The sequence below is a fragment of the Acinetobacter sp. Q186-3 genome (assembly GCF_013420655.1).
Lineage (GTDB): Bacteria > Pseudomonadota > Gammaproteobacteria > Pseudomonadales > Moraxellaceae > Acinetobacter > Acinetobacter indicus.
The window spans coordinates 1-24,769 of sequence record NZ_VOXS01000004.1 but is presented as its reverse complement, the minus strand read 5'-3'; the positions used below and the strand labels follow the sequence as shown (position 1 = coordinate 24,769).

General features: G+C 46.3%; 22 protein-coding genes, 1 tRNA gene and 1 pseudogene. 6 read left to right on the top strand and 18 right to left on the bottom strand.

Annotated elements, in window-relative coordinates; genetic code table 11:
* Window positions 1-67: 67 nt before the first annotated feature.
* The 16 genes from FTT64_RS04780 to hrpA form a co-directional block, all read right to left on the bottom strand.
* Window positions 68-910 carry a universal stress protein gene (locus FTT64_RS04780; protein ID WP_005178808.1) on the bottom strand — a complete coding sequence of 281 codons (843 nt, stop codon included), beginning with the start codon at window positions 908-910 and terminating at the stop codon, window positions 68-70.
* 136 nt (window positions 911-1,046) lie between these two features.
* Entirely contained in the window at window positions 1,047-1,664 is a 618-nt protein-coding gene (locus tag FTT64_RS04775) for a DapH/DapD/GlmU-related protein (RefSeq protein WP_005178809.1), read from the bottom strand.
* Entirely contained in the window at window positions 1,657-2,256 is a 600-nt protein-coding gene (locus FTT64_RS04770; RefSeq protein ID WP_005178810.1) for a YigZ family protein, read from the bottom strand. The genes FTT64_RS04775 and FTT64_RS04770 overlap by 8 nt, the downstream gene beginning before the upstream one ends.
* A 102-nt stretch (window positions 2,257-2,358) precedes the next feature.
* Entirely contained in the window at window positions 2,359-3,543 is a 1,185-nt protein-coding gene (locus tag FTT64_RS04765) for an HlyD family efflux transporter periplasmic adaptor subunit (RefSeq protein ID WP_005178811.1), read from the bottom strand.
* Window positions 3,540-5,678 carry a type I secretion system permease/ATPase gene (locus FTT64_RS04760; protein WP_163145711.1) on the bottom strand — a complete coding sequence of 713 codons (2,139 nt, stop codon included), beginning with the start codon at window positions 5,676-5,678 and terminating at the stop codon, window positions 3,540-3,542. Before FTT64_RS04760 ends, FTT64_RS04765 begins: the two co-directional genes overlap by 4 nt.
* Window positions 5,675-7,216, bottom strand: coding sequence for a TolC family outer membrane protein (locus tag FTT64_RS04755; protein WP_104470859.1), 1,542 nt, complete (start codon window positions 7,214-7,216; stop codon window positions 5,675-5,677). The genes FTT64_RS04760 and FTT64_RS04755 overlap by 4 nt, the downstream gene beginning before the upstream one ends.
* 142 nt (window positions 7,217-7,358) lie before the next feature.
* On the bottom strand, window positions 7,359-8,102 hold the full coding sequence (gene lptB, locus FTT64_RS04750; protein WP_005178814.1) for an LPS export ABC transporter ATP-binding protein: 744 nt from the start codon (window positions 8,100-8,102) through the stop codon (window positions 7,359-7,361).
* On the bottom strand, window positions 8,102-8,668 hold the full coding sequence (gene lptA, locus FTT64_RS04745; protein ID WP_005178815.1) for a lipopolysaccharide transport periplasmic protein LptA: 567 nt from the start codon (window positions 8,666-8,668) through the stop codon (window positions 8,102-8,104). The genes lptB and lptA overlap by 1 nt, the downstream gene beginning before the upstream one ends.
* On the bottom strand, window positions 8,658-9,200 hold the full coding sequence (lptC, locus tag FTT64_RS04740) for an LPS export ABC transporter periplasmic protein LptC (RefSeq protein WP_005178816.1): 543 nt from the start codon (window positions 9,198-9,200) through the stop codon (window positions 8,658-8,660). The genes lptA and lptC overlap by 11 nt, the downstream gene beginning before the upstream one ends.
* 40 nt (window positions 9,201-9,240) lie before the next feature.
* Window positions 9,241-9,780, bottom strand: coding sequence for an HAD family hydrolase (locus FTT64_RS04735; protein WP_005178818.1), 540 nt, complete (start codon window positions 9,778-9,780; stop codon window positions 9,241-9,243).
* 3 nt (window positions 9,781-9,783) lie between these two features.
* Complete coding sequence (locus FTT64_RS04730; protein ID WP_005178820.1) at window positions 9,784-10,761, bottom strand: SIS domain-containing protein; 978 nt, start codon at window positions 10,759-10,761, stop codon at window positions 9,784-9,786.
* A 310-nt stretch (window positions 10,762-11,071) separates the two neighbouring features.
* Window positions 11,072-11,147: transfer RNA gene (locus tag FTT64_RS04725), tRNA-Gly, on the bottom strand.
* A 65-nt stretch (window positions 11,148-11,212) separates the two neighbouring features.
* A complete protein-coding gene (gene cysS, locus FTT64_RS04720) occupies window positions 11,213-12,634 on the bottom strand; it encodes a cysteine--tRNA ligase (RefSeq protein WP_180182091.1) in 1,422 nt (473 codons plus the stop codon).
* Window positions 12,635-12,761: 127 nt separating this feature from the next.
* On the bottom strand, window positions 12,762-13,523 hold the full coding sequence (locus FTT64_RS04715) for a lysophospholipid acyltransferase family protein (RefSeq protein ID WP_127798774.1): 762 nt from the start codon (window positions 13,521-13,523) through the stop codon (window positions 12,762-12,764).
* Window positions 13,524-13,533: 10 nt separating this feature from the next.
* Window positions 13,534-14,649, bottom strand: coding sequence for a beta-ketoacyl-ACP synthase III (locus FTT64_RS04710; protein ID WP_016659123.1), 1,116 nt, complete (start codon window positions 14,647-14,649; stop codon window positions 13,534-13,536).
* A gap of 30 nt (window positions 14,650-14,679) precedes the next feature.
* Window positions 14,680-18,597, bottom strand: a complete 3,918-nt coding sequence (hrpA, locus tag FTT64_RS04705) for an ATP-dependent RNA helicase HrpA (RefSeq protein WP_168405511.1) — start codon at window positions 18,595-18,597, stop codon at window positions 14,680-14,682.
* A gap of 467 nt (window positions 18,598-19,064) precedes the next feature.
* Here hrpA and ahpC point away from each other — a divergent pair, with 467 nt between their 5' ends.
* Both ahpC and FTT64_RS04695 read left to right on the top strand, forming a co-directional pair.
* Window positions 19,065-19,628: an alkyl hydroperoxide reductase subunit C gene (gene ahpC / locus FTT64_RS04700; RefSeq protein WP_005178834.1), complete on the top strand. Its 564-nt coding sequence runs from the start codon at window positions 19,065-19,067 to the stop codon at window positions 19,626-19,628.
* Window positions 19,629-19,784: 156 nt separating this feature from the next.
* The gene (locus tag FTT64_RS04695) at window positions 19,785-20,261 is read left to right on the top strand and encodes a hypothetical protein (protein ID WP_005178836.1); all 477 of its coding nucleotides are present in this window, start codon (window positions 19,785-19,787) and stop codon (window positions 20,259-20,261) included.
* A 47-nt stretch (window positions 20,262-20,308) separates the two neighbouring features.
* On the opposite strand, the gene FTT64_RS04690 is transcribed toward FTT64_RS04695, so the two are convergent.
* Window positions 20,309-21,409 (bottom strand): putative zinc-binding metallopeptidase, encoded by a 1,101-nt coding sequence (locus FTT64_RS04690; protein WP_005178839.1) that lies wholly within the window; start codon window positions 21,407-21,409, stop codon window positions 20,309-20,311.
* Between the two features lie 281 nt (window positions 21,410-21,690).
* Here FTT64_RS04690 and FTT64_RS04685 point away from each other — a divergent pair, with 281 nt between their 5' ends.
* Window positions 21,691-21,900, top strand: a complete 210-nt coding sequence (locus tag FTT64_RS04685; protein WP_005178841.1) for a KTSC domain-containing protein — start codon at window positions 21,691-21,693, stop codon at window positions 21,898-21,900.
* Between the two features lie 24 nt (window positions 21,901-21,924).
* On the opposite strand, the gene FTT64_RS04680 is transcribed toward FTT64_RS04685, so the two are convergent.
* On the bottom strand, window positions 21,925-22,146 hold the full coding sequence (locus tag FTT64_RS04680; RefSeq protein ID WP_005178842.1) for a DUF1653 domain-containing protein: 222 nt from the start codon (window positions 22,144-22,146) through the stop codon (window positions 21,925-21,927).
* A gap of 296 nt (window positions 22,147-22,442) precedes the next feature.
* Between FTT64_RS04680 and ahpF the strand changes: the two genes are divergently transcribed.
* The 3 genes and pseudogenes from ahpF to FTT64_RS04665 all read left to right on the top strand — a co-directional run.
* Window positions 22,443-24,008: an alkyl hydroperoxide reductase subunit F gene (gene ahpF / locus FTT64_RS04675; protein ID WP_005179083.1), complete on the top strand. Its 1,566-nt coding sequence runs from the start codon at window positions 22,443-22,445 to the stop codon at window positions 24,006-24,008.
* 193 nt (window positions 24,009-24,201) lie between these two features.
* Window positions 24,202-24,546, top strand: a complete 345-nt coding sequence (locus FTT64_RS04670; protein ID WP_005178845.1) for a hypothetical protein — start codon at window positions 24,202-24,204, stop codon at window positions 24,544-24,546.
* A gap of 136 nt (window positions 24,547-24,682) precedes the next feature.
* Window positions 24,683-24,769, top strand: a pseudogene (locus FTT64_RS04665) (IS5/IS1182 family transposase); the annotation flags it as partial.

Genomic DNA, 24,769 nt, shown 5'->3' with positions numbered 1-24,769 from the left:
GTTATCCACAATAAATGCGGATAACCTTGGACAGTAATTCATCAGATGCGTGTAAGATATTTGGGCTTTATTTCACTACCAGTAACGGCACATTCGAATTCCGGAAAATGGTGGTGGTAATACTGCCAAGGAAAAACTGATGGATTTTGCTATGACTAAAGGCCCCAAGCAAAATTAGCTGAATACCATGTTCACGCTGATAATCCAGAATATTCTCCGCCACATCTCCATAACGATATTCCACCACCACATCTAAACCAGCGGCTTTTAAATACTGGGTCGGCTCATTCAATATTTCCGGATGATCACCCACATACAGCAAATGACATTGCAGCAGACGCAGCAAATCACTTTGGGTGATGCGCTTCATGATTTTTAAGCAGGTTGGTGAATATTCATAAGCGAAAATAAAACGGGTTGGCGGTTTAAACTGCTCGCCCACCGTCATAACGGCACAATTGGCTCCGCGGATAAAGTTTTCGACATTACTGCCCAGGGCTTTATTGCGTTCGGCGGAACGCTCCCCGACCCGGCCAATAACCGCAATATCATCTTCTTGTAAGACATTAAAACTTTGTTCAAGAAAATCGCCTTTTTCCTGAATCTGGGTCGGCACAATATTATATTTTTGCTGCACCATCTCGGAAATATGACGCAGCAGATTATTGCTATATTCCAGCGCAATGTCGCTCTGTTTCTGTTCCAGCTCGGCCAGTTCCTTCAATAACATGGCATTGCTTTCAAAACCAATGACCCCGCTAATTTCACCTAAGTGATAACTGGCCGGATAATAGTCCAGCACCTGTAACAGCACCAGTTCCCGCTGGGTCTGCTTGGCTATCCACGCTGCGGCTTCCGCGAGTGCATTGATACAAGGTGAAGAATCAATACAGGCAATTACTCGTTTCATTGTCGCCTCTCTTGTTGCCTGTCTGCCAGGCTTTCGTTTTAATTGTTATCTAAAACTTAGCATAAGTCCTCAGCGGATGACATGACAAAATGTAAATAAAACACAGACATTTGCAGATAGAGAACTATGTCTGAAATTAATCACGATAACGAATCAAACGTGCCGGATTCCCCGCGACAATGGCCCGGCTTTCAATATCTTTGGTGACCATGCTGTGCATGCCAACAACCGCATGGGCGCCAATTTTAATACCATCCTTAACGCCGACATGAGCACCCAGCCAGACATCGCGTTCAATTTCAATGCCCTGCGAACGCACCGGCTGCTGGTAAATCGGCTGAGCCAAATCCATGCCATGATCAAAGGCATATAAATGGCAATAGGCCGCAATACGCACCTGATCGTGAATCTTAATCCCGACCCGGCCCCCATCTAGAATACTATGATGATTAATTGCCACTTCACTGCCAATGTCCAGCGGGCCATGCAAGGTACAATCTGCAGCAATAAAAGTATTATCCCCAATAATAATTTTACGTCCCGGTTCGGCAAAAATATGTGCCAGCGGTGAAATAAAGCAGTTCTCGCCAATTTCTACCGTTTCCATCTCCATCAAATAGGCCTGATAGTCTTTTTGCCAGGCTTCGGCCCAAACCCGGTTTTTCGGTTTCAGCGACCAGTACAGCCATGGCATATAATTCAGCCGATGTTTATGCTGTTCCCGATATTTCAGCAAAGGATCATGTTCAGTCATCTGCTGGCTCCTCCATGACTTTGAGCTGTTCCCGGCCGCGGGTAACGTCCTGAATTTTTAAGGCCAAAGGCTCAATCTGATGCACCTGTAATAAGGCATTGACCTGCACGCCATCTGCCCCGTACTGTTCCTGAAACTCGATATTCTGGCTATTCAGTTCATATTGAAAAATGGCCCATTCATTAAACTGGCACTGAAACTCGACTTTTTTCTTTTCAATCAGTTCAATTTTTTCTGCCAGCAGCAGGCATTGCCCGGCACAACCGCCATAGGCACGCACTAGGCCACCGGTGCCAAGTTTAATCCCGCCATACCAGCGATTGACCAGCACCAGCACATTGGTCAGCTCATTGCCCTCAATGGTAGCCAGAATAGGTCGGCCGGCAGTGCCAGAAGGTTCACCATCATCATTAAAACGCACCTGATGGCCAATTTTCCATGCCCAGCATTGATGGGTAGTGGTCAGGTCTTTGTTGGCTTCCAGAAAATCTTTAACCGCCTGTTCGTTTTCTACCGGTACGGCAATGGCCTCAAAACGGCTCTTTTTAATATCTTCTTCAAAGCGAACAAGGGAGGCAATGGTAAATGGCATAACACAGCTAAAATGCAATAATCTCTGAAATTATAACGTGTTTTCAGGCAAATTTTGGCAATAAAAAACCTCCCAAACTGGGAGGTTATGTTGAGTTGACGATTAACGCTCGCGTAATGCTTCCTGGGCCTTGTTAAACGGTTTAATCAGATAATCCAGTACGGTTTTAGAACCAGTTTTAATATCAACCGTGGCCACCATTCCGGGGGTAATACTGAACTGCTGGCCAGATTTATTGGTCAGTTTATCGGTATCAGTCCGGATATAGACCCGATAATAAAACTGGTCCTGCTTGACTTCATCACGGATGGTATCCGGTGAAATCACCGTGACCTTACCCTTTAAACCGCCATAAATCGAATAATCATAGGCGGTAATTTTGACCAGTGCTTCCTGGTCTGGGCGAATAAATGCAATATCTCGCGGCGAGATCCGCGCTTCAATTAACAGCTGTTCATCTAAAGGCACAATGGTCATTAACTTGCCATTTTGCGGTACGACCCCGCCAATGGTCATCACATCAATTTCCTTGACCACACCCCGTACCGGCGACTTGAAGACTGTGCGGTTCAAGGTGTCGGACTTGCCACGTACCACCTGTTGCTGGGTCTGTACATCGGTACTGGACTTGGACAGCTCTTCACGCGCTTTGACATAATACTGGTTACGAATATCATTCATCTGGTTACGCAGGTCATTGGCCTCGCGTTTCAGACGCAACACTTCCACTTCACTGGCCGCACCTTTGGCCACCAAGGGTTCAGTCATACGCAATTCCTGCTCGACCAGCACCAGAGCCTGCCGTAAACCGGCCAGCGATTCTTCTAAGTTGGCCCGACGCGAATTGTATAAAGCGGTTTCCTGCTGTACCAGTTTGGGCTCTTTTAACACTTCTTCCGGAAAAACCAGGGGTGTGCCATTTACTTCAGCGCGTAACCGGGCCGAAGTCGCCAAGGAAGATACCAGCAAAGATTCCGATTCCCCCACATTAGAAGCAAACCGGGTCGGGTCCAGCTGGGCCAGCACCTGCCCACGGTTAACAATTTCCCCTTCGCGGACATTCAAGGTGGTGAGAATCCCGCCTTCTAAGGACTGTACCACCTGCTCTTTCGAAGATGGCACCACTTTACCAGTGCCGGTAGATACTTCTTCCAGCTTGAACAGCCAGGCCCAGAGTAGCAAAACTGCCAGTCCAATACAGATAATCCAGATAAACAGACTGGCTTTAGGTAAAGGTGGCTCCAGCTCGGTCACCTGCATTGAACGTTTGCTTAATTGTTCACTCATGACTTCGCTCCTGCCATCTGACGTGGTTGAGATGCAGACTGATTAAGAATCTGATCTCGTGGCCCGTCCATCACAATTTTTCCATCATTGACCACAATAATCCGGTCCACCAGCTCTAACACTGCACGGCGATGGGTGGCCACCACCAAAGTCCGGTGCCCAAGCCACATTTTCAAATGATCAATCAGCTGTTTCTCGGAGACATCATCAATTGCAGCCGTCGGTTCATCCAGCAATAAAATATTCGGCTGACGCAGCAGCAAACGTGCCAGCAGCAAGGCCTGTTTCTGGCCGCCAGAGAACCCCACACCACCTTCCAGAATCAGATGGTCCAGCCCTTCTTTCTTTTCCTGCACAAAAGCCAACGCGCCGGTAATTCGAAGTGCCTGTAAAATATCGTCATCATTGGCCAATGGTGCACCCAAAGTCAGGTTTTCCCGTACCGTGCCAAAAAACAGATGTGCATTCTGATTCAATAGCCCCATATCACGGCGTACATCAGCAGGATCAATCAGGCCCAGTTCTACGCCATCGAGTTTAATTTTGCCCTGATTCGGGGTTTGCATGCCGGAAAAAAGCTGCAACAAGGTAGATTTCCCGGCACCATTACGACCCAGAATGGCAATTTTTTCACCAGCTTTAATTTCGAGCTTGGGCACCATCAAGGTTGGTTTAGGATCATCTTCGCCATATTTAAAGCTGACCCCGCTTAATTCATAATGACCATTTAACACCGGACGATGAATTAAGTGGCTATGTTCCGGCTGATCAACCGGTTTTTTCATTAATTCATCCAGTCCCTGTTTCGCCACTTTGGCCTGTTGTAAACGGCCCAGCACGCCGGCAATCTGTGAAATGGGCGCCAGCATCCGTGAAGATAAAATTGAACAGGCCACCAGAGCACCCGTGGTCATTTCTCCATCCATCACGGCAAAACAGCCGACCAGCACCACAATTGCAAAGGTCAGCCCCTGAATTTTCTGGGTCCAGGCCGTCATCACCCCAACAATTTTACGCTGACGCATGGCAATATCGGCGGAGACTTCATTCATATGATTCCACTGGTTCTGGAAGCGGGCTTCGGCGCGTAATAACTTGATGTCTTCAATGCCCTGTACCGATTCCACCAGCATGGCATTGCGGATTGCCCCTTCACGCATCCCCTCATTAGCCAGTTTAGCCAGAGGCTTTTGCGCCAGAATGCCGGGAATAATCATGAGCGGTACCACAATCAGCATCACCCAGAACAGGTTCCCGCCAATCACCCAGAACACGCCCAGGAACAGCAGGAAGAAAGGCAAATCAGCGATTGCAGAAATGGTGGTCGACGTCACCAGTTCACGCACCCCTTCCAGTTCACGAATTTGTGAAATAAAGGTCCCGGTCGATTTAGAGCGTTCACTGTTTTTAATCCGTAGCGCATGCCCATAGACCCGATCTGAAATACGCAGATCAGCGCGCTTGCCGATAATATCGGAGAGGTAAATCCGTGCGACCCTTAAACTAAACTCGAAAATGGCCGCAATCAGCACCCCACCTGCCAACACCCACAAAGTGGGAACCGATTGTGCCGGAATTACCCGGTCATAGACATTCATCGAAAACAGGATGGTGGCCAGCGCCAGAATATTGGCCATCAGGGAGGCAAACATTACATCGATATAACGTTTCCAGTCCCGCAGCACAATTGACCAGAACCAGTTATCTTCATAAGGTTTGACATATTCATCTACCCGCGCATCGGGCACCGATTTTTCCGGGCGCAGGATATAGACATGCCGCACATGCTCAGCCAAGGTGTCGCTGGCCAGCATTTGTGACAAACCCTGATCACCACTGAACTGAATACTCAGGTTACCCTCAGCATCGACCTTGTCAATTACGCCCACCTGACCATCCTGGAATTCAACCAGTACCGGCAAACGCCAGGGATTGATCACTTCGGCGCTAAAGTCGGTTTTGCGCAGACTTAGGCCCACCTGACGGGCGATCAGATTTAAAATATCATCAATGTTCTGGTTCGGATTCCAGTCCAGCTGCAAGCGGATACGTTCTGCGGATGGTTCAATCCGGTAATGCTTGGCAATGCTCAGAACTGCTTGAAGCCATGGTTGATAATTTATTTTAGTACTCATGGCTGAACTTCAAACCCCTGAATGGATATATGGTTTAAATCATAAATATCGCGTGTCCGTCCGGTAATGGAGATATAGCGCGCAATGGCGGCATAAATATCAAAACGCGTATTTTCAATTTCCTGGGCGGCACTATGAATTGCCTGTTCGGCATTCAGTAAATCGACAGCTGAGCGCGTGCCTAATTTATATTGTTCCTGATACAGCTCTTTGGTCTGGATGGTGGTGGCCTGACGCTTGACCAGAATATTCATCTGGCGCTGCTTGTTCTGGATTTCTTCACGCAGCATGCGGGTTTCATCCAGCACCTCTAGATACACACTATTGACCCGTGCCTTGGCCGCTTCTTCTGCATAACTGGCCGCCCGGGTTTGTGACGCAATTGCGCCGCCCTGATAAAAGTTGCTATTGGCTTCCAGCATGATCGAATTATAGAGGCCATCATCTTCATTGTTATTCGGATTACGACCATTGATGGCCTGACTTATAGAACCTTTCACATTTAAAGTGGGATAAGCACTTAAACGTGATTGCTGCTTGCGTAATTTGGCCACTTCAACTTCAGCCTGAGCAGCGATTAGTCCGGGAATCTGCTGAAAAACCGGCTCTGAATATAATTGCGCCTCTTTCACCAGCCGCTCTGGAATCTGCCAGTTACGCTGATGAACCTCAAACCCGACCAAGGTGCGCAGCTTTTGCTGAAATTGGCGCAGCTGGGTTTGCTGCACAATTAAATTGGCTTCCGCAGCTTCCAGATTGGAACGGGCCTGAATCGGGTCGGCCTGGGTACTAATTCCGGCCTCGGCACGTAAATTGGTGATTTCCGCAATGCGGGCAATCCCCTGAATCTGCTCTTCAGCAATACGGGTAATTTCCTGATAGCGTTTGATATTAATCATGGCATTGGCAGTCTGGTAAGCAATATCATCAATACTGACCAGCACATTGGCCTGCTCTGCGGCCAAACGGGCCTGTTCCAAGTTGACACTGCTTTTGACCTTGCCAAAATCATAAAGCATTTGCGTGGCATTCAGGCTCAGCAGCTGACGGCCGCGCTCGCCTTTGGTCAGGTCTGCTGTGGAAATACCACCAGATAATTGCGGATAATAACCGGACTTCGCCACATCAATACTGGCATTCTGGGCTGCCAAAGTGGAAATGGCCTGGGAAATTTCAGGATGACGCTGAACAGCGGTCCGAATGGTGTCATTAAAACTTAAAGGCTGTTGCACAGAGGATCGGGCTGATGCCGCTGTTTCTGAAACAGATGATGCTGGTACTGCCCGGGGCATTTCCTGAATATTTTGTGTATCGAGCTGAAACTGGCTCAGTTCACTAATACGGACACGAGTAAAATTCTGGTCAGATTGCGGGGTAAATAAACGTGCCACGCTCTGTTGAAGTGTTTGCCGTTCTGAAGTCGTCGTTTCAGCATAAAGCGACTGGCTCAGCAGTCCACTCAGCAATAAAGCCTGCCACAGTAGCGTCTGCCTGAATAATTTATTTTTATGAACTGTTAAGCTCTTGCAACCCATCATTGTCGTCATTCAAACTAATATTTTGAAATATTTTTAAAATTGTAAATGTTTTTAAGCTAGTTTTTTATACTTTTGTTAATTATAAAACGCTTTCAGGATAAAACACATACAACAAATAACAATTATATGTGTTTTTCACCAACTACACCTTAAAATCTTCGCCCAAGTAGACCTGTTTCACAGTTTCATTTTCCAGAATTTCCTGTGGGGTTCCTTCGGCAATCACTGCACCTTCACTGACAATATAAGCACGCTCACAAATTGCCAATGTTTCGCGCACGTTATGATCGGTAATTAATACACCAATTCCGCGATCTTTAAGGGTGCTAATAATATCTTTAATATCCCCGACAGAAATCGGGTCTACCCCGGCAAAAGGTTCATCCAGCAACATAAATTTCGGATCGGCAGCCAGAGCACGGGCGATTTCTGCACGACGTCGCTCACCACCGGAGACACTCATGCCCAGTGAATCTTTAATATGGGTAATTTTAAAATCAGCCAGCAGTTCGGTTAAACGTTGCTGACGCTGCTGCTTGTTTAAGTCTTTACGGGTTTCCAGAATCGACATGATATTTTCAGCAATGGTCAGTTTTCTGAAAATTGACGCCTCTTGTGGCAGGTAACCAATGCCTTTGCGCGCACGTTCATGCATGGCCAGGTCAGATAAATCCAGTTCATCCAGATGAATTTCCCCCTTGTCCATACGTACCAAGCCAACCACCATATAGAAGCTGGTGGTTTTACCAGCACCATTTGGGCCAAGCAGTCCAACAATCTGGCCACTTTGCATACAGAAAGAAACATCTTTCACCACCCAGCGCTTACTGTAGTTTTTGGCCAGGTGTTTGATTGTCAGAGTTTGTGGCTGTACGACCTGATCCATTAATCGCGTGCTCCCGGAAATGATTTTGAACTGGATGGTGGAATCACAATCTGTACGCGACCTGAAGATGATCCGGTGTTGTTTGGCGTACCAATGGCTTCAATATCGCCTTTGTTCATACTATAACGCAAGGTATTGCCGCGAATACTGGCCCCATCCTGCTGTAAAAATGCCCCGCCCGACAAAGTAATAATACCGGTTTCCGCATTGTAGACAATTTTCTGCGCCTGACCTTTGGCCAGACCTTTATTCGGGTCAGTCTTTTGCTGGAACTGTGCCGGACTACCATTGGCGGTAATGGTGCTGATTTCTTTTTTACTGTTCAGATTGGCCACAATTGAATTGGCCTGCAAGCGCATTGTGCCCTGCTCGATAATCACATTACCGGTATAGGTGGTAATACCGGTACGCTCATTAAATGTCGCACGGTCAGCCACCAGGGTAATTGGCTGGTTCCGGTCTGAAGGCAAGGCCCAGGCTGTAGCTGAGGACAATACTGCCAAACCTACAAGCGCGGCTTTCTTCAGGAAAGTACGAGGTGTTGCAAGCTTCGGATTAACGTTCATATGTTCCTCGAATATTAAAAAATTCGTATTGACCATCATTCAAATTGGCTTTCAGTCCTTGGCTTACAAATTCAGCTTGTGGAGACTGCACCATCACCTGTTTATCGGTTTCAATTTCCCGACTGTCCGGATAGCCCGTCAATTCTGTCGTCTGCAGTTCTAATTGACCTTGCGCTAAGATTTTGGTGGCACGCACCTGGTCAGATAACACCACTTTTTCATTGTCATTATAGCCATGCGCCTGCTTGGCATAAAAAGTGGCATCAACTTTCCCTTCTTTATACATCGACGCATTCAGGTTCTGTAATTGAGAGGTCTGCTTTTGCATATCCTGCTCTAAACGGTCAACCTGAGCGCGAACATATAAATTCCCCTGTTCATCAGTTTGAGTCAGGTTAATCTGCTCCGCCGTATAGGTCATACTTCTGGAACCCTCGGTATCCAGTTTATTGCCTTTACCGCTGTAATAGTAATAACCACCACTTACAGCTGCAATTGCAATCGCAGTAATATATAAAACTCGGGTGTCCATAAGTGGGGTTTTAACTCAACTCAATCAGAGGAATATCTTATTAATGAGGGATCGCGGTATACTTTTCAAGTAACTGTTCGTATACGCCTTTTGACATCAGGATCATGTCGCAGATTTCACGTACCGCACCGCGGCCACCCTGCGCCTGAGTCACCAGATCAGCACGACGACGCACTTCAACATGACCATTCGGCACCGTCACTTTCATCCCGGCAATGGCAAAGGCAGACAAATCCGGCCAGTCATCGCCCATATATAAGCAGTCTTCTGGTGCCAGATTCAGCTGGGCACAGGCTTCACGTAAAGCCACGCCTTTATCTTCACGGCCCTGATAAATCAGGTCCACACCCAAGGCATTCATACGTTTTTCAACAATATGGCTGGTACGCCCGGTAATGATGATGACTTTCACCCCGGCCTGCTGCACCAGTTTCATGCCCAGACCATCACGAATATCAAAGTTTTTAATTTCATCACCGCTATTGGTTAAGGTAACGAAGCCATCACTTAAAATACCATCGACATCTAAAACCAAAGCCTCAACGTGACGTGCCTGTTCCAATAAAATATACGATGCCATTTTTTAATTTACCCCGGCCTGAATCAGGTCATGCATACTGATCACACCAATCACCTGATGTGCATCATTGACCACTACAAATTGATTAATTTTTTTATCGCGTAACTGTGCCAGTGCTTCAACCGCACGGGCTTCCTGAGAAATGGTCGCAGGCTGCTTGATCATGACTTCAGCCACCGGCAGATGAATATCAAAGCCCTGCTGTTTGTCGATTAAACGGCGCAAATCACCATCAGTGAAAATTCCCAATAAGGTGTCCTGTTCATCCACCACCGTGGTCAGCCCCAAACGCTTGTCGGAAATTTCATACAGCACTTTGTTCATTGGGGTTTCTGGCGCGACTTTTGGCAGCTCGGCGCCGGTATGCATTAAGTGTTTGACATGCAACAGCAAGCGTTTACCCAAAGCACCCGCAGGATGGGAACGGGCGAAATCATCTGCGGTAAACCCACGCGCATCAAGTAAGGCCACAGCCAGTGCATCCCCTAAGGCCAATGTTGCGGTGGTGCTCGAGGTCGGTGCCAGACCCAGTGGGCAGGCTTCCTGAATGTTCCCTAAAGTTAAAGCCACATCGGCATTTTGTGGCATTGGGCCGCTGTCATCTCCGCTGATGGTAATTAACGGCACTTGCAGATGTTTGATCAGCGGCATCAGCATCATGATTTCATCACTTTTGCCAGAATTGGAGATGGCAATCAGCACATCACCCCGTACCAGCATGCCTAAATCGCCATGTCCTGCTTCGCCCGGATGCATAAAGAATGAAGGTGTACCGGTCGAGGCAAAAGTCGCCGCCATTTTACGGCCAATATGCCCGGATTTCCCCATACCGGTGATCACCACACGGCCTTTACATTGCAAAATAATTTCGCAGGCGCGGCTAAAGCGCTCATCAATTTGTGTGGCCAGTGTTTGCAAAGCTTGTTCTTCTATACGCAAGGTACTGAGCGCCACACCTTGAAAATCAATCGGGTTTGACATGTTTTCAGAATTCAAATTTTTAACCTTCGTTCAGGGCTGAACGGTCTTCATCCAAGCAGAAATTAATTTTCGCAATTTTAGCATATCTATGCAAATGTCACGTTTTTAAATGTATAAGATTTCACACGATTTCTTCATGATTCCGCCTGTTGCTGATAAACCACAGCACAGGAAGATGGTGAACATCAATCTCATTTTTTTAGTTCAAGCAGTTAAGGCGATTTTTAGTAAAGATAATGGATAATATTTCATATCTAGATAAAAACGCATAAAAAAAGCCTGAATCAGATGATTCAGGCTTTTTGAATTTTGGAGCGGGAAACGAGACTCGAACTCGCGACCCCAACCTTGGCAAGGTTGTGCTCTACCAACTGAGCTATTCCCGCAATATGGAAGTGCATTATAGAGAGTTTCATACAACTGTCAACTCTTTATGCTTCCAAGTGGCGATTTAATCAGCACGACGCCAAACGGTACCTTGACGGGTATCTTCCAGCACTACGCCCTGATCGAGCAAAGACTGACGGATTTCATCGGCACGGGCAAAGTTTTTGTCTTTTTTGGCATCTTTACGCTGTTGAATCAGATCTTCAATCTGTTCTTCAGATAAACCAAGTGCATCCTGGCCAATGTCTGACTTCAGGAATTCATCGACATTGTGCTGTACCAAACCAAGAATATTGGTCAGATGACGCAAGGTAGCATAGAAGATTGCTGCCTGTTCGGCATTTTCTTCTTTCACCGCGCGGTTCAGTTCTTTATTGACTTCAAACAGCACTGCAATCGCTTCCGCGGTATTAAAATCATCCCGCATTGCGGTATTAAAGCGTTCGACCAACGTGCCATCTAGCGTTTCCCCCAACTTATCGCCATACACGGCCTGATAGGCTTTAAATGAATGATAGAAGCGAGACAGCGCCGTCTTGGCTTCTTTTAGTGCTACATCCGAGAAGTTCACCGGGCTACGATAGTGTGAAGACACGATGAAATAACGGATCACTTCCGGATGGAATTTCTCCATCACATCCCGAATGGTAAAGAAGTTGCCGAGCGATTTTGACATTTTCTCGCCATCGACATTAATAAAACCCACATGCATCCAGTAATTAACATACTGCTCACCGGTAGAGGCTTCAGACTGGGCAATTTCATTTTCATGGTGCGGGAACATTAAATCTGAACCACCGCCATGAATATCAAAATGATTGCCTAGGCAGCAGGTCGACATCGCCGAACATTCAATATGCCAGCCCGGACGACCTTTGCCCCACGGTGATGGCCAGGCCGGTTCATTTTCTTTGGCATGTTTCCAGAGCACAAAGTCAAACGGATGTTTTTTCTCTACTTCGACATCGACACGCTCTGAAGCACCAGCCTGCATATCTTCCAGTTTACGACCGGATAAACGGCCATATTTTGCAAACTTTTCAACCTGGAAATAAACATCACCATTTGAAGCTGGATACGCCGCGCCCTTCTCAACCAGATTACCAATCATGTTTTGCATCTGGTCGATATAGTCAGTGGCACGTGGTGCTTCATCCGGAGCCAGACAACCGAGGTTTTCTGCATCTTCATTCATGGCCTGAATAAAGCGGTCGGTTAAAGCAGTAATACTTTCACCATTTTCATTGGCACGTTTGATAATTTTGTCGTCAATATCGGTAATATTACGCACATATTTGACTTTCCAGCCCTGACTCCGCAAGAAACGGATGATGTAGTCAAATGCAACCATGACACGCGCGTGACCAATATGACAGTAGTCATACACGGTCATACCGCAGACATACATGTCGATCTGTCCATCGACGCGTGGCACGAATTCTACTTTTTTGCGCTGCTCTGAGTTATAGAGAACAAATGGTTGCATAGCTGTTCAAAAGACTTCAAATAAAAGGATGGTTCATCTTAACCTAAGCATTATTTTTCATAAAGTTTTCTCGTTATTTTTATCAAAAATCACTTATGCGGGCTTAAACTCAGGCACAACCCGGCTATTATGAGGATGAGTGCCCAGTTGAACGGGCTTTTAGCTGCGCTAAGCTCTGGTAAATTTGCTGAGCGATTTCCTCTCGCAGCGTGGTCAAATCTTCAGAACCTAATCTCTGCCCGACCTCTACCGGTGGCAAAAACTGAAAATAAAAAGGTACCCGCTTGGGAATCAGGTGTTTCGGTAATGATGGAATCACATCGCCATGACGTAATAATTTATCCAGTTGAGGGACTTTGAGCAGTTTCTGAAACAGACGATGCTGCACCACGGTTCTGGCATCAAAACCAAACTCGAAAATATCATCAGGGCCAAAGGCAGCAAAAGGAATAATGTCGTACTGAAATTCCTGTGCCAACTGTAAAAAGCCGTAGCGCTGTTTCCAGATCAATTGATACTGCTCACCCGGATGTTTCAGCACTTCACGTCCGCCACCCGGAAAGACCAGAATCGAATAGCCCTGCTGCATCAAGGCACGCACATATTCACGCTGGCCATCGACTGCGCCGAACTTTTTGACAATATCGCGCCAGATTGGCAAATAAAAATGGCTGTGGTCGGCAATACTAACCACAGCCACCTGATGTTCATTGAACAGATAATCAATAATAACGGGGGCATCAAAAATCCCGTAAAGGGAATGATTGCCCACATACATGGCAGGTCGGGATGCATCAATATATTCACTGCCTAAAAAGGTCGGCGTGAAATAGCGTTTAGATAAGGCGCTCAGCGTCTTGATCCATTTTGCATCATGCTGGACCTGCAATCTCTGCCCCTTAAACCACGTGTTTTTGTACCAGGATACAGCCCACCGAGTAGCCGGCACCAAATGAACATAACACGCCATATTCGCCATCATTCACTTCATGCGCAGTACGATGCAAGGCAATGATGACCCCGGCAGATGAAGTATTGGCAAACTCATCAAGAATAATTGGCACCAACGCCGGATCTGCTTCCGCAGCCGCTTTACCAACCACCAGTTTCAGAATCAGTTCGTTCATGCTGGCATTGGCCTGATGCAACCAGAAACGTTTTACATCGGCTGGTGCAATCGCATTTTTCTCCAGCTGCGCGGTAATCATTTTCGCAACCAGTGGACACACTTCTTTAAAGACTTTACGGCCGTCCTGACGGAAACGCTTGTCATCAATATCGGCATTTTCAGACAGATTCAGGAAACCGAAGTTGTTACGGATGTTGTTCGAGAACTGGGTAAATAACTGAGTGTCCACAATTTCAAAACCGGTTTTGCTGTCGGTGTCTTCAATAATTGACGCAGTGGCAACATCGCCAAAAATAAAGTGGCTGTCACGCGAACGGAAATCATTGTGTGCCGATGTAATTTCGACATTCACCAGCAAGACACGGCGCGCACCGCTTTTAATGGCATCATACGCCTGTTTTAAACCAAAGGTTGCTGCTGAACAGGCCACGTTCATGTCATAGGCATAGCCCTGAATCCCGAGTGCAGTCTGAATTTCAATGGCCACCGCCGGATAGGCACGCTGCATATTCGAGCAGGCCAGAATCACCACATCAATGTCTTCAGCCGTGACACCGGCATTTTCCATTGCCTGTTTGGCTGCAATTACGCCCCACTCGGCCTGAAGCGAGATTTCATCATCAGCGCGTTCTTTTAAATGTGGACGTAAACGGTTTGGATCAAGCAGACCGGTTTTCTCTGACACGTAGCGACGTTTCACGCCAGAGGCTTTTTCAATAAATTCTGCACTTGAGCCACGGCGTGCTTCTAACTCGCCCGCTGCAATTTTGTCAGCATTGGCCGAGTTATACTGTTCCACATAAGCATTTAAACTTTCAACTAACTCTTCATTGGTAATGACATCTTCAGGATGGAATAAGCCCGTACCGGTAATGCGAATGCCCATGTAAAACTCCTTTTTGAAATTCTCTCTATCTTAACCGATTCCCAGCTTTTCCCATACTTTTTGTAGCCGGTTTGGCGAAATTGGCATCTTGGTCTTCATTGGCTGCGAGAATAACGAGATGCGCAATTCTTCCACCATAAAGTACAATTCTTTCAAGCGGCTGTCATTTTTAAACTTGAACAGTTTGTCCATCCACGGGTCAATCTGCACAATGGCGGCATCATCACGTTGCAGGTTATTCGGCAAACGTTCCAAACGCAGCACCAGCGCTTTCAGATAACGTGGATATTCGCTCCAGACGTCTGCTGGCTTGTTATACACGAAATCGGCCAGGTTCATGAGGTCCAGCTGATCTTCAATATCATCCATATTTTTGGCAAAGACCGACTCATCCAGCATCAGCAGTTTACGGCGGATATCCTGCCATTGAATATAAATCTCATTAAAGCTGAACAGCGCTTTCTGTCCATGACTGAGGAATGATTTTTTTACCTCAAGTAGCAGCGTTTGGAACTGTTCAGCGTTGACTGGCAAGTCATCAATTGACATCTGCAAGGTGGCATAGACCAGCATCTGTTCCAGCTGTGCTTTATCGCCCAACGGAGAATAAGCCAGCGCCAGCGGTTTAGAAATCTGTTTTTTCAGCTGGCGGATTAAATCGCCCAGCTGCATATGAATCAGGCGAATCACCCCGGCCCGATGCTGTTTAATTGCCTCTGCCTGATCATTAAAGGTTTGAATCACCACACCCGATTCATCTTTCTGTTCCAGCGCAGCAAAGTCTTTGGTCGGTACCAGCGCCTGATACTGCTTGACCACCACGCCAGTGACTTTTTGCGAGGCTTCAAACACAAAGTTGTCCGGGAAGGTTTTAAATTCACCTTTCAGCTGCTTCACCGGACTATGGGTTTCGGTACGGCAGCGGGCTTTCAGCTCGCTCAGGTCACGGCCCTGTTCGATGACTCGGCCTTTTTCATCAATCACTTTAATAAACGGCAGCAGATACTGATCGATCCGTTCAAAGCTAAAGTCTTTTTCAGTGATCTGATCGCCGCGCAGCTGAAAAGCTAGGAAGCTGAAAATATGCTCACGCAGATGTGTCGCATCAATTCGTGCACTCAGTTTGCGCGCGGTATCCGGAATTGGCACCAGGTTACGGCGTTTATCTTTCGGCAAGGCTTTCAGTAGCGCTTCAATCAGCTCTTCACGCCAGCCCGGAATCCCCCATGACCAGATATTTTCATCGACCTGTGGCAGGGCCTGAACCGGAATTTTTACCGTCGCACCATCTTCATCATGGCTCGGATCAAAACGGTAGCTGGCCGCCAGACGCAATTCGCCATTACGCAGATAATCCGGGAATTGCTGCGTGGTCGGGCGATCATTCAGCCACAAGGCATCATCATCAACAAATAAATAACGTGGCTCTTTCGGCTCGACTGTCGCGCGCCAGTCTTCAAAAGAACGGCGGCTGGCCACATCTGTCGGCACTTTTGCGGCATAGAACTGATAGATGGTTTCTTCATCTACCACCAGATCGCGGCGGCGCAGCTTGTCTTCGACCCGCTCCACTTCTTCCAGTTTGAGTAAATTATGCTTTAAGAACGGCGGCATAATTCCCAGGTTACCGGTAGTCAAGGCATCGCGCAGGAAAATCTCATGCGCCGCCGGCTGATCGACCTTTTCATAATTCACCTGACGTTTCGGTTCGATGATTAAACCAAACAGTGAAATCTGATCATAAGCATTGACCACCCCGGCTTTTTTCGACCAGTGCGGCTCAAAATAATGATGTTTTAACAGATCACGCGCCGCCAGCAGAATCCACTCCGGCTCAATTTTGGCCAGGGTTCGCAAATACACCTGTGAGGTTTCCACCATCTCAAAGGCCATCACCCACGGGGTATTGGTCTTATGCAAGGTTGAGGCTGGGAAAACCCGCGCTTTTTGCTGACGCACCGCCATAAACACATTACGTTCATCGGTTTTATTGGCAATAAACGATAACAGTCCGGTTAATAAAGCCCGGTGCAGATTTTCATAACTGGCTTTCTTTTCATTGAAAGACAGTTTTAAACCCTGTGCCAGATCGACCAGCTGCTCATGGGTTTTCTTCCATTCACGTAAACGCAACCAGCTCAGGAAATGATTACGGGCAAAACTGCGGCGCTTGTTTTCACTCAAGTCACGATTGGCCAGCAAGGCATCCCAGAGTTTGAGATAAAACAGGAAATCGGAATCGGCTTCACGGAACAAGGCATGTTTTTGATCGGCCTGCATCTGTTTGTCGGCCGGGCGTTCCCGTGGGTCCTGCACCGCCAGTGCCGCCACAATTACCAGAATTTCATTTAAGGCACCAAAATGTGCCCCGCCCAGAATCATTCGTGCCAGACGTGGATCAATCGGCATTTTTGCCATTTGCTGGCCAATTTTGGTTAAGGAATCTCCCCCAACCCCTCTTTTAGACAGAGGGAGATTATTATTTTCGTCAGTCGCTTTAGACGGATTCGCTTTCTTCTCCGTCATTGCGCCAAGCTCAATCAAAAGCTTGCGACCATCATTGACCAGTCGATGATCTGGGGGCTCGATAAAATCAAAATCTTCCAGCGAACCGAGGCCCAGACTTTGCATCTGCAAAATCACCGAAGCTAAGTTGGTGCGTTTAATTTCCGGTTCGGTAAATTCCGGACGGCTTAAGAAATCTTCTTCCGAATACAGACGGATACAGACACCCGGTGCAATACGGCCACAACGGCCTTTACGCTGGTTGGCTGCGGCTTGCGAAACTGCTTCAATTGGCAGACGCTGTACACGTGAACGATAGTTATAACGTGAAATCCGGGCAAAACCACTGTCAATCACATAGCGGATATTCGGTACAGTTAACGCCGTTTCCGCGACGTTGGTAGCAATAATAATCCGTCGGCCACCGCCCGATGGATTAAAGATTTTCTGCTGCTCGGCCAGGGCCAGACGTGCATATAGCGGCAACACTTCCGTATGGCGCGGGCCATGCTTGATCAAGGTTTCCTGTAATTCACGAATTTCCTGCTCGGTGCTGGCAAACACCAGAATATCGGCATGTTCAGGATGACCTTTTTCCTGTGCATCGGCAAAGCATTCTTCCACCGCCTGCACCACTGCACGCGGCAGGTTTTCTTCAAAGTCATCAAACTCATCATCATCACTGCCGCCAATGCTCAGTTCGGAAATGGGACGGTAACGTACCTCAACCGGATAGCTGCGCCCTTCGACTTCAAAAATCGGCGCGCCATTAAAGTAATTGCTGAAACGGTTTACGTCCAAAGTCGCTGAGGTAATGATGACTTTGAGATCTTTACGCCGTGGCAACAGCTGCTTTAAATAACCCATGATGAAGTCAATATTCAGGGAACGTTCATGCGCTTCATCAATAATAATGGTGTCGTATTTGCTTAAATAACGGTCATTGGCCAGCTCTGCCAATAAAATACCATCGGTCATTAAGCGGACAAGCGAATCCTGCGAGCCCTGTTCATTAAAACGGACTTTAAAGGAAATGGATTCACCAAGTTTTTCACCGACTTCTTCGGCAATCCGCTGCGAGACACTGCGCGCGGCCAGACGACGCGGCTGGGTATGACCAATCAGACCGGTTAAACCGCGCCCGGCCAGCATGGCAATTTGCGGCAACTGGGTAGTTTTCCCCGAACCGGTTTCCCCCGCCACAATAATCACCTGATGTTTTTGAATTGCCTCAACCAGCTTGTCGGCGTATTGGGTGACCGGCAAATCCTGATTCAGTTTGATGTTTGGAATACGGCCCAGGCGTTCCCGAACTTTCAGATTGGATTTTTCAAATAGCTCAGAATATTGTTTTTCATTTGCATCTTTTCCTTTACGCAGTCGATTTAAACGATGACGGTCACGCGCCATAACGAGTTGATCTACATTTAAATGACTCTGCACAGAACAAGATTCCTAATTTAAATAAAAAAATATCAATCGGCTATTTTACGCTGTAATGACAGCCAGCGGAAGAATCCGCCCATGAAATGAACGAACAGACCCTCCAGCCTGTCTGCTTTTGCAGCGAATCCGCTGTCCGCAAACTGAGTACGGTGGCTTCTAGATTGTGACGATGACGAACATTTCCAAGCAGTCTGCCTAAAAATAAAAAATATTTTTGCTTTACCCTTGAATTTTACCGAGCTTGACATCATGTTTGATGAGGAATGAAAAAGGTGTACTTTTTAATTGTCATGTGGTCATCATATTTTTCGGCTACATAATAATACACACCGCCTGAATATGGCTTAAACAATCATCAATTCGGTTTTTCCGATGGTGGTAATGTAAAAATACCATTTCAGCAATAAAGCAAATTTCTATAATCTAATTGAAATTCAAAACAAACCTCAATCATGGAGACAATGATGAGCTTAATTAATACTGAAGTTAAACCATTTAAAGCAAATGCCTACCACAACGGTCAATTCGTTGAAGTAACTGAAGCTGATCTTAAAGGCAAATGGTCAGTTGTATTCTTCTACCCAGCTGACTTCACTTTCGTTTGCCCAACTGAGCTTGGTGACCTTGCTGACAACTACGCTGAATTCCAAAAATTAGGCGTTGAAATCTATGCAGTTTCTACTGACACTCACTTCACGCACAAAGCTTGGCACGATTCTTCAGAAGAAATCAAAAAAATCCAATACGTAATGGTTGGCGACCCAACTTGGACACTGTCTAAAAACTTCGAAGTATTAATTGAAGCTGACGGTCTTGCTGATCGTGGTACTTTCGTCATCGATCCAGAAGGCAAAATCCAGATCATCGAAATCAACGCGGGTGGTATCGGCCGTGACGCGCAAGAACTTCTTCGCAAAGTAAAAGCTGCTCAATACGTTCACGCTCACCCAGGTGAAGTTTGCCCAGCAAAATGGAAAGAAGGCGACGCAACACTTGCTCCTTCAATCGACCTAGTTGGTAAAATCTAATCTGTATTAGATTAAACTGATTGAAAAAAACCACGCTTGATCGCGTGGTTTTTTTATTGATGCGCTTACATTTTTACTCAATTTTAGCTGCTGTAGATTCTTTTTATTTTCATCTGCGTTGATTAAGCTACTGAAAAATGCGCTATGGATAGACCGATGAAAACCCTATTAATTGCAGCCTTATTTACCACCCTGTCCCTGCCGGCCTGGGCTGATGTGCAGTGTAGCGGCAGCTTAAAAGATCGTTCGATTTCCGACAATATTTTCGTTGGCAAGCAATGCACCTTAATTAATGTGCAGGTCGATGGCAATGTCATGCTGGCCGATGGTGCCAAAGCCATTCTCCGAAACAGCCATATTGATGGCAATCTGGAATCCAAAGGCCGTTTTGCACAGCTGGTGGCGACCAATAACCGCATTGAAGGCAATATTCAACTGGAACGCGGCAAGCTGACCCAGCTGCACAATAACCGTGTAAATGGCAATATCCAGCTCAAAAACAATCGGGGTACGCTGAATATTAGCCGTAATCAGGTCGATGGCAATCTGGAATGTGAAAATAACGCGACACCACCGGTGGGTGGACGTAACACGGTACAGGGCGATAAAACAGGACAATGCCGCCGTTTATAAGGTGGGATGATTTTATGATAGATGAGGGTTTGATGATGGATCAAGCATTAACCATCTACAGGAATTGGATTGTCCGAAACTGGCGGCAAACCATGGATCACCTGATGAATCAGTTGTAATTTTTCCATCACCTTCGGACTAATCACAAAGGGATAAAAATCTTCCTGCCCCATACTCCGATTCACACTATTCATGGCAAAAGCCACTGGCAACCAGGCCTGAAAAATCTCGTTAAAGTCGGTCAAAAAATACGGATTTTCACGTTGCTTGAAGTACATAAAATGCTGCTCTTCATGCACAATTTGCGGATGAATACTCATGCCAAAAGAAGTTGCCGTTTCCAGCACATCAACAATATGTAAATAATGCGCCCAGCTTTCCGCCCAGTCTTCCCACGGATGCATGGTGGCATAGGCACTAATATAGGCATCCATCCAGTTGCTTGGTGCGCCGTGCTGATAATAGTCCTTCACCGCCTGCTGATAACAGGCGCGCTCATCCCCAAAAAGTTGCCGAAAGCGTGCCAGATAATCACTGTTGGCCACCAGAACATCCCAATAATAATGGCCAATTTCATGCCGGAAATGCCCCAGCAAAGTCCGGTACACTTCGGCCATATTCTGCTTGGCCATCATCCGCTCGACATCATCGGCTTCGGCAATATTTAAAGTAATCACCCCGCTGGCATGGCCGGTCATGACTTTGGGAGCACGATCATCATTCGGATTGGCCTTAAAGTCGAACACCAGCCCACGTTCAGGACTTTCCAGCTTGCTCAGTAAAGGCAAATTCCAGCGCAGCAAGGCATAGACCAGGCGATGCTTGGCCAACTCGATTTTTTGCCAGCGGCAGTAATATTGCGGCTGGTTTAAATCCGGGATAATCCGGTTTAAACGGCAGGCCGGACAAAACTGCTCCGGACTGTCAAACGGAATAATCCAGTTACAGACCTGATGCTGATGATTCTGGCAAAAACGGTAAGCCTTTTGCGTGACCGCTTCAACAAATTCCCCTGCCCGCTGACCCGGTTGCAACGCCAGCATATGCATATATTGCGCATCAAAACCTAAATGATGCTGGCACACGGTACACTGGGTATTGTCGAAATAAATCGGATGCTGACAATAACTGCACTGAAAAAGTTGCATGAGAATGGCTCAGTCGATTGTTTTTATTACAGAGATGCCGCTAAGCTTAGAAGATTCTGATTTTTCTGAGTGTAGTTTTTTTGCAGTGAATGTTTAGTGTTGCTGCAACCGTGGTGCAGATTGTCCCCATACGCTGCGCTTTGACCGGGAGTGTTGGCACACAACACTCGACTTTCGCGGATAAAGTTGAAAATTCTTACAAATCAGTAATACATCCGGCTCTGCATTTGGCATATGGTCAAACTATAACGATTCCAAACACAATAAAGGAGGAATGGCTAATGGAAACTGTCCTGACTGTAACCTTCTGCAAATACAATACTTCAACACGCTACTTAAAAATATTTTATAACAATGGGTTGGCAGAGCTTTATCATCCTGTGCCAGAATTTATCTATAACAATCTGCTACGCAGTCATGATAAAGCTGCTTTTGTGCAAAAATATCTGGAGTACGATTTACACTTTAACAAGGTCTCGTTGCGACCTTGAATTGAGGTGCAGCAATTTCACCTCTCACATCATTTCCTGAACCAGTTTAAAACGCGGTAATTCACGATCATCTTCCAGACTGATCGATTCGGTAAACATGCTCAGTGGTCGAACCCAAATGGAATAATCACCATATAAACACTGGTAGACCACCAGCTTTTCCTCGGTTTCACTGTGCGTGGCCACATGCAACACCTGATACAACTGCCCTTTATAATGCTGATAAATGCCTCGGCTTAAACTCATCTTGATACTCACCTTTGTAATTTTAAATGCCATTGCTCAGGATAATGCCTAGTTTTAGTCACAAATAGCAAATCTTTGATTTTCTTATTGTCAATTCTTGAAAATTCCAGTGACAAGCCACATCTTAGAAGATAAAGCCATACATTTTTATGTGCAACTTCCGCATAAATACATGATTTTTATTATTTGATTTAAAAAACCGATTGTTTTGATAAAAACAAACCGTTTCACCAATTAAATATTTTCTCCTATCATGTCTTTATCAAATACATTTTACTCCTCTGGAGACGTTAGCAATGTTAGATCAAAATACTACAGCCCAATTAAAAGCCTTGTTAGAACGCCTTGAAGGTCCAATCGAATTAGTGGCCACTTTAGATAGCTCTGACAAATCAGACAAAATCAAAGAACTGGTAACTGAAATTGCCGCCCTGTCTGATCAGGTGACTGCACGCTTTGATGGCAACAACAAACGTGCACCAAGCTTTGGTGTAGCCAAAGCCGGTGAGCAACCGCGTGTATTCTTCGCAGGTTTACCAATGGGCCATGAGTTTACTTCTTTGATTCTGGCATTGTTACAAACTTCGGGCTATGCACCAAAAGTGTCTGATGAAGTGCTGGCTTCTATTAAAGACTTGGGTATCCAATCGGATTTCGATGTGTTCGTATCGTTAAGCTGCCATAACTGTCCAGACGTGGTGCAGGCATTGAACCTGATTGCGATTTACAACCCGGGTACTACTGCCACTATGATTGATGGTGCATTCTTCCAGGATGAAGTGGAAGAACGTAAGATCATGGCGGTACCGATGGTATTCCAGGACGGTAACCACATCGGTCAGGGTCGTATGACACTGGAAGAAATCATTGCCAAATTAGACACCAACTCTGCAGCCAAAGAAGCTGAAAAGTTAAATGCCAAAGCGGCCTTTGATGTCTTGGTGATTGGTGGTGGACCTGCTGGAAACACTGCAGCGATTTATGCAGCACGTAAAGGCATTAACACCGGTATCGTGGCGGAACGTTTTGGCGGTCAGGTGATGGACACCATGGACATTGAAAACTTCACTTCAATCAAGAAAACCCAAGGTCCAAAATTTGCCGCTGAAATGGAAGCACACGTACGTGAATACGGTGTCGACATCATGAACCTACAACGTGTATCTGACATTAAAGGTGCAGATGAAACAGCCAACGGTTTAGTTGAAGTGACCTTGGAAAACGGTGCCAAGCTGGAATCGAAAACTGTGGTGCTTTCAACCGGTGCACGCTGGAGAGAGATGAATGTCCCAGGTGAAGCAGAATACCGTACCCGTGGTGTGGCTTACTGCCCACACTGTGATGGTCCTTTGTTTAAAGGCAAACGTGTTGCAGTTATTGGTGGGGGTAACTCGGGTGTAGAGGCCGCAATTGACTTGGCCGGTATTGTTGAGCATGTAACCTTAGTAGAATTTGATACCAAGTTACGTGCCGATCAGGTATTGCAAGACAAGCTAAACAGCTTGCCAAACACGACTGTCATCAAAAATGCACTTTCAACAGAAGTCGTGGGTGATGGTTCACAAGTGACAGCGCTGAAATATAAAGACCGTGCAACAGATGAAGAGCATACGGTTGAACTGGCAGGGATCTTTGTACAGATCGGTTTGTTACCAAATACCGATTTCTTGAAAGAAACAGCAGTTGAACTGAGCAACCGTGGCGAGATTGTGATTAACGACCGTAATGAAACCAATGTCAAAGGTGTATTTGCTGCTGGTGACTGTACTACAGTGCCATACAAGCAGATCATCATTGCCACAGGTGAAGGCGCGAAAGCATCGTTGTCTGCCTTTGATTACATCATCCGTTCGGGGCAATAATTCTGCTGAATTAACTCTAGAACACCACAAGCCTATAGCGTGCACTACGCTATAGGCTTTTTTTGTATTTCATTTTCTTACATTTAATCAACAATTTGTTATCTATTGCCAGATCGGAACTGGTTTATATTTTTGAATATTCACTGCTGTTGTGGATATTTGCCTTGAGAATAGAATTAAAAGGAATATGACAATGAATAAATTACTTGTTGCTTTAGGTCTTGCTGCTACCGTTGCTTTAGTGGGCTGTAACCGTGATCAGGCGCCTGAAACAGGTGCAACCACTGGCGAGCATCTGGAAAATGCTGCTGAACAGGCAGGTCATGATATTTCCGGTGCTGCTGAAGAAGCTTCAGCTGAAATGGATGCTGCAACGGATGAAGCTGCTGCAGAGTTAGATCAGGCCGCGGATAATGCCGCTGCGGCAACCAGTCAGGCTTGGGATGAAACCAAGGAAGCCACCAAAGATGCAACTGCAACCGCAGCCGGTGCTGTTGAACAAGGTGCTGCGAACGTGCGTGAAGAAGCCCAGCAATAAAATTCACTTCCTCGCTAAAAGCTCCCTTCCGGGAGCTTTTTTATTATTCATTTTACTAGGGTCTGTTGACATTTACTGTGCAAAAAAAATAGCGAAAAAGTAGAATTTAATCGCCAAACCAAATCTACTCCTCGCTATGCCTCGTACAATGTTGACTGATCAACACTGGTCTAAGTTAGAAAACATTTTCCGTAATTTTCGTATTTATCTCAAACAAAATCTT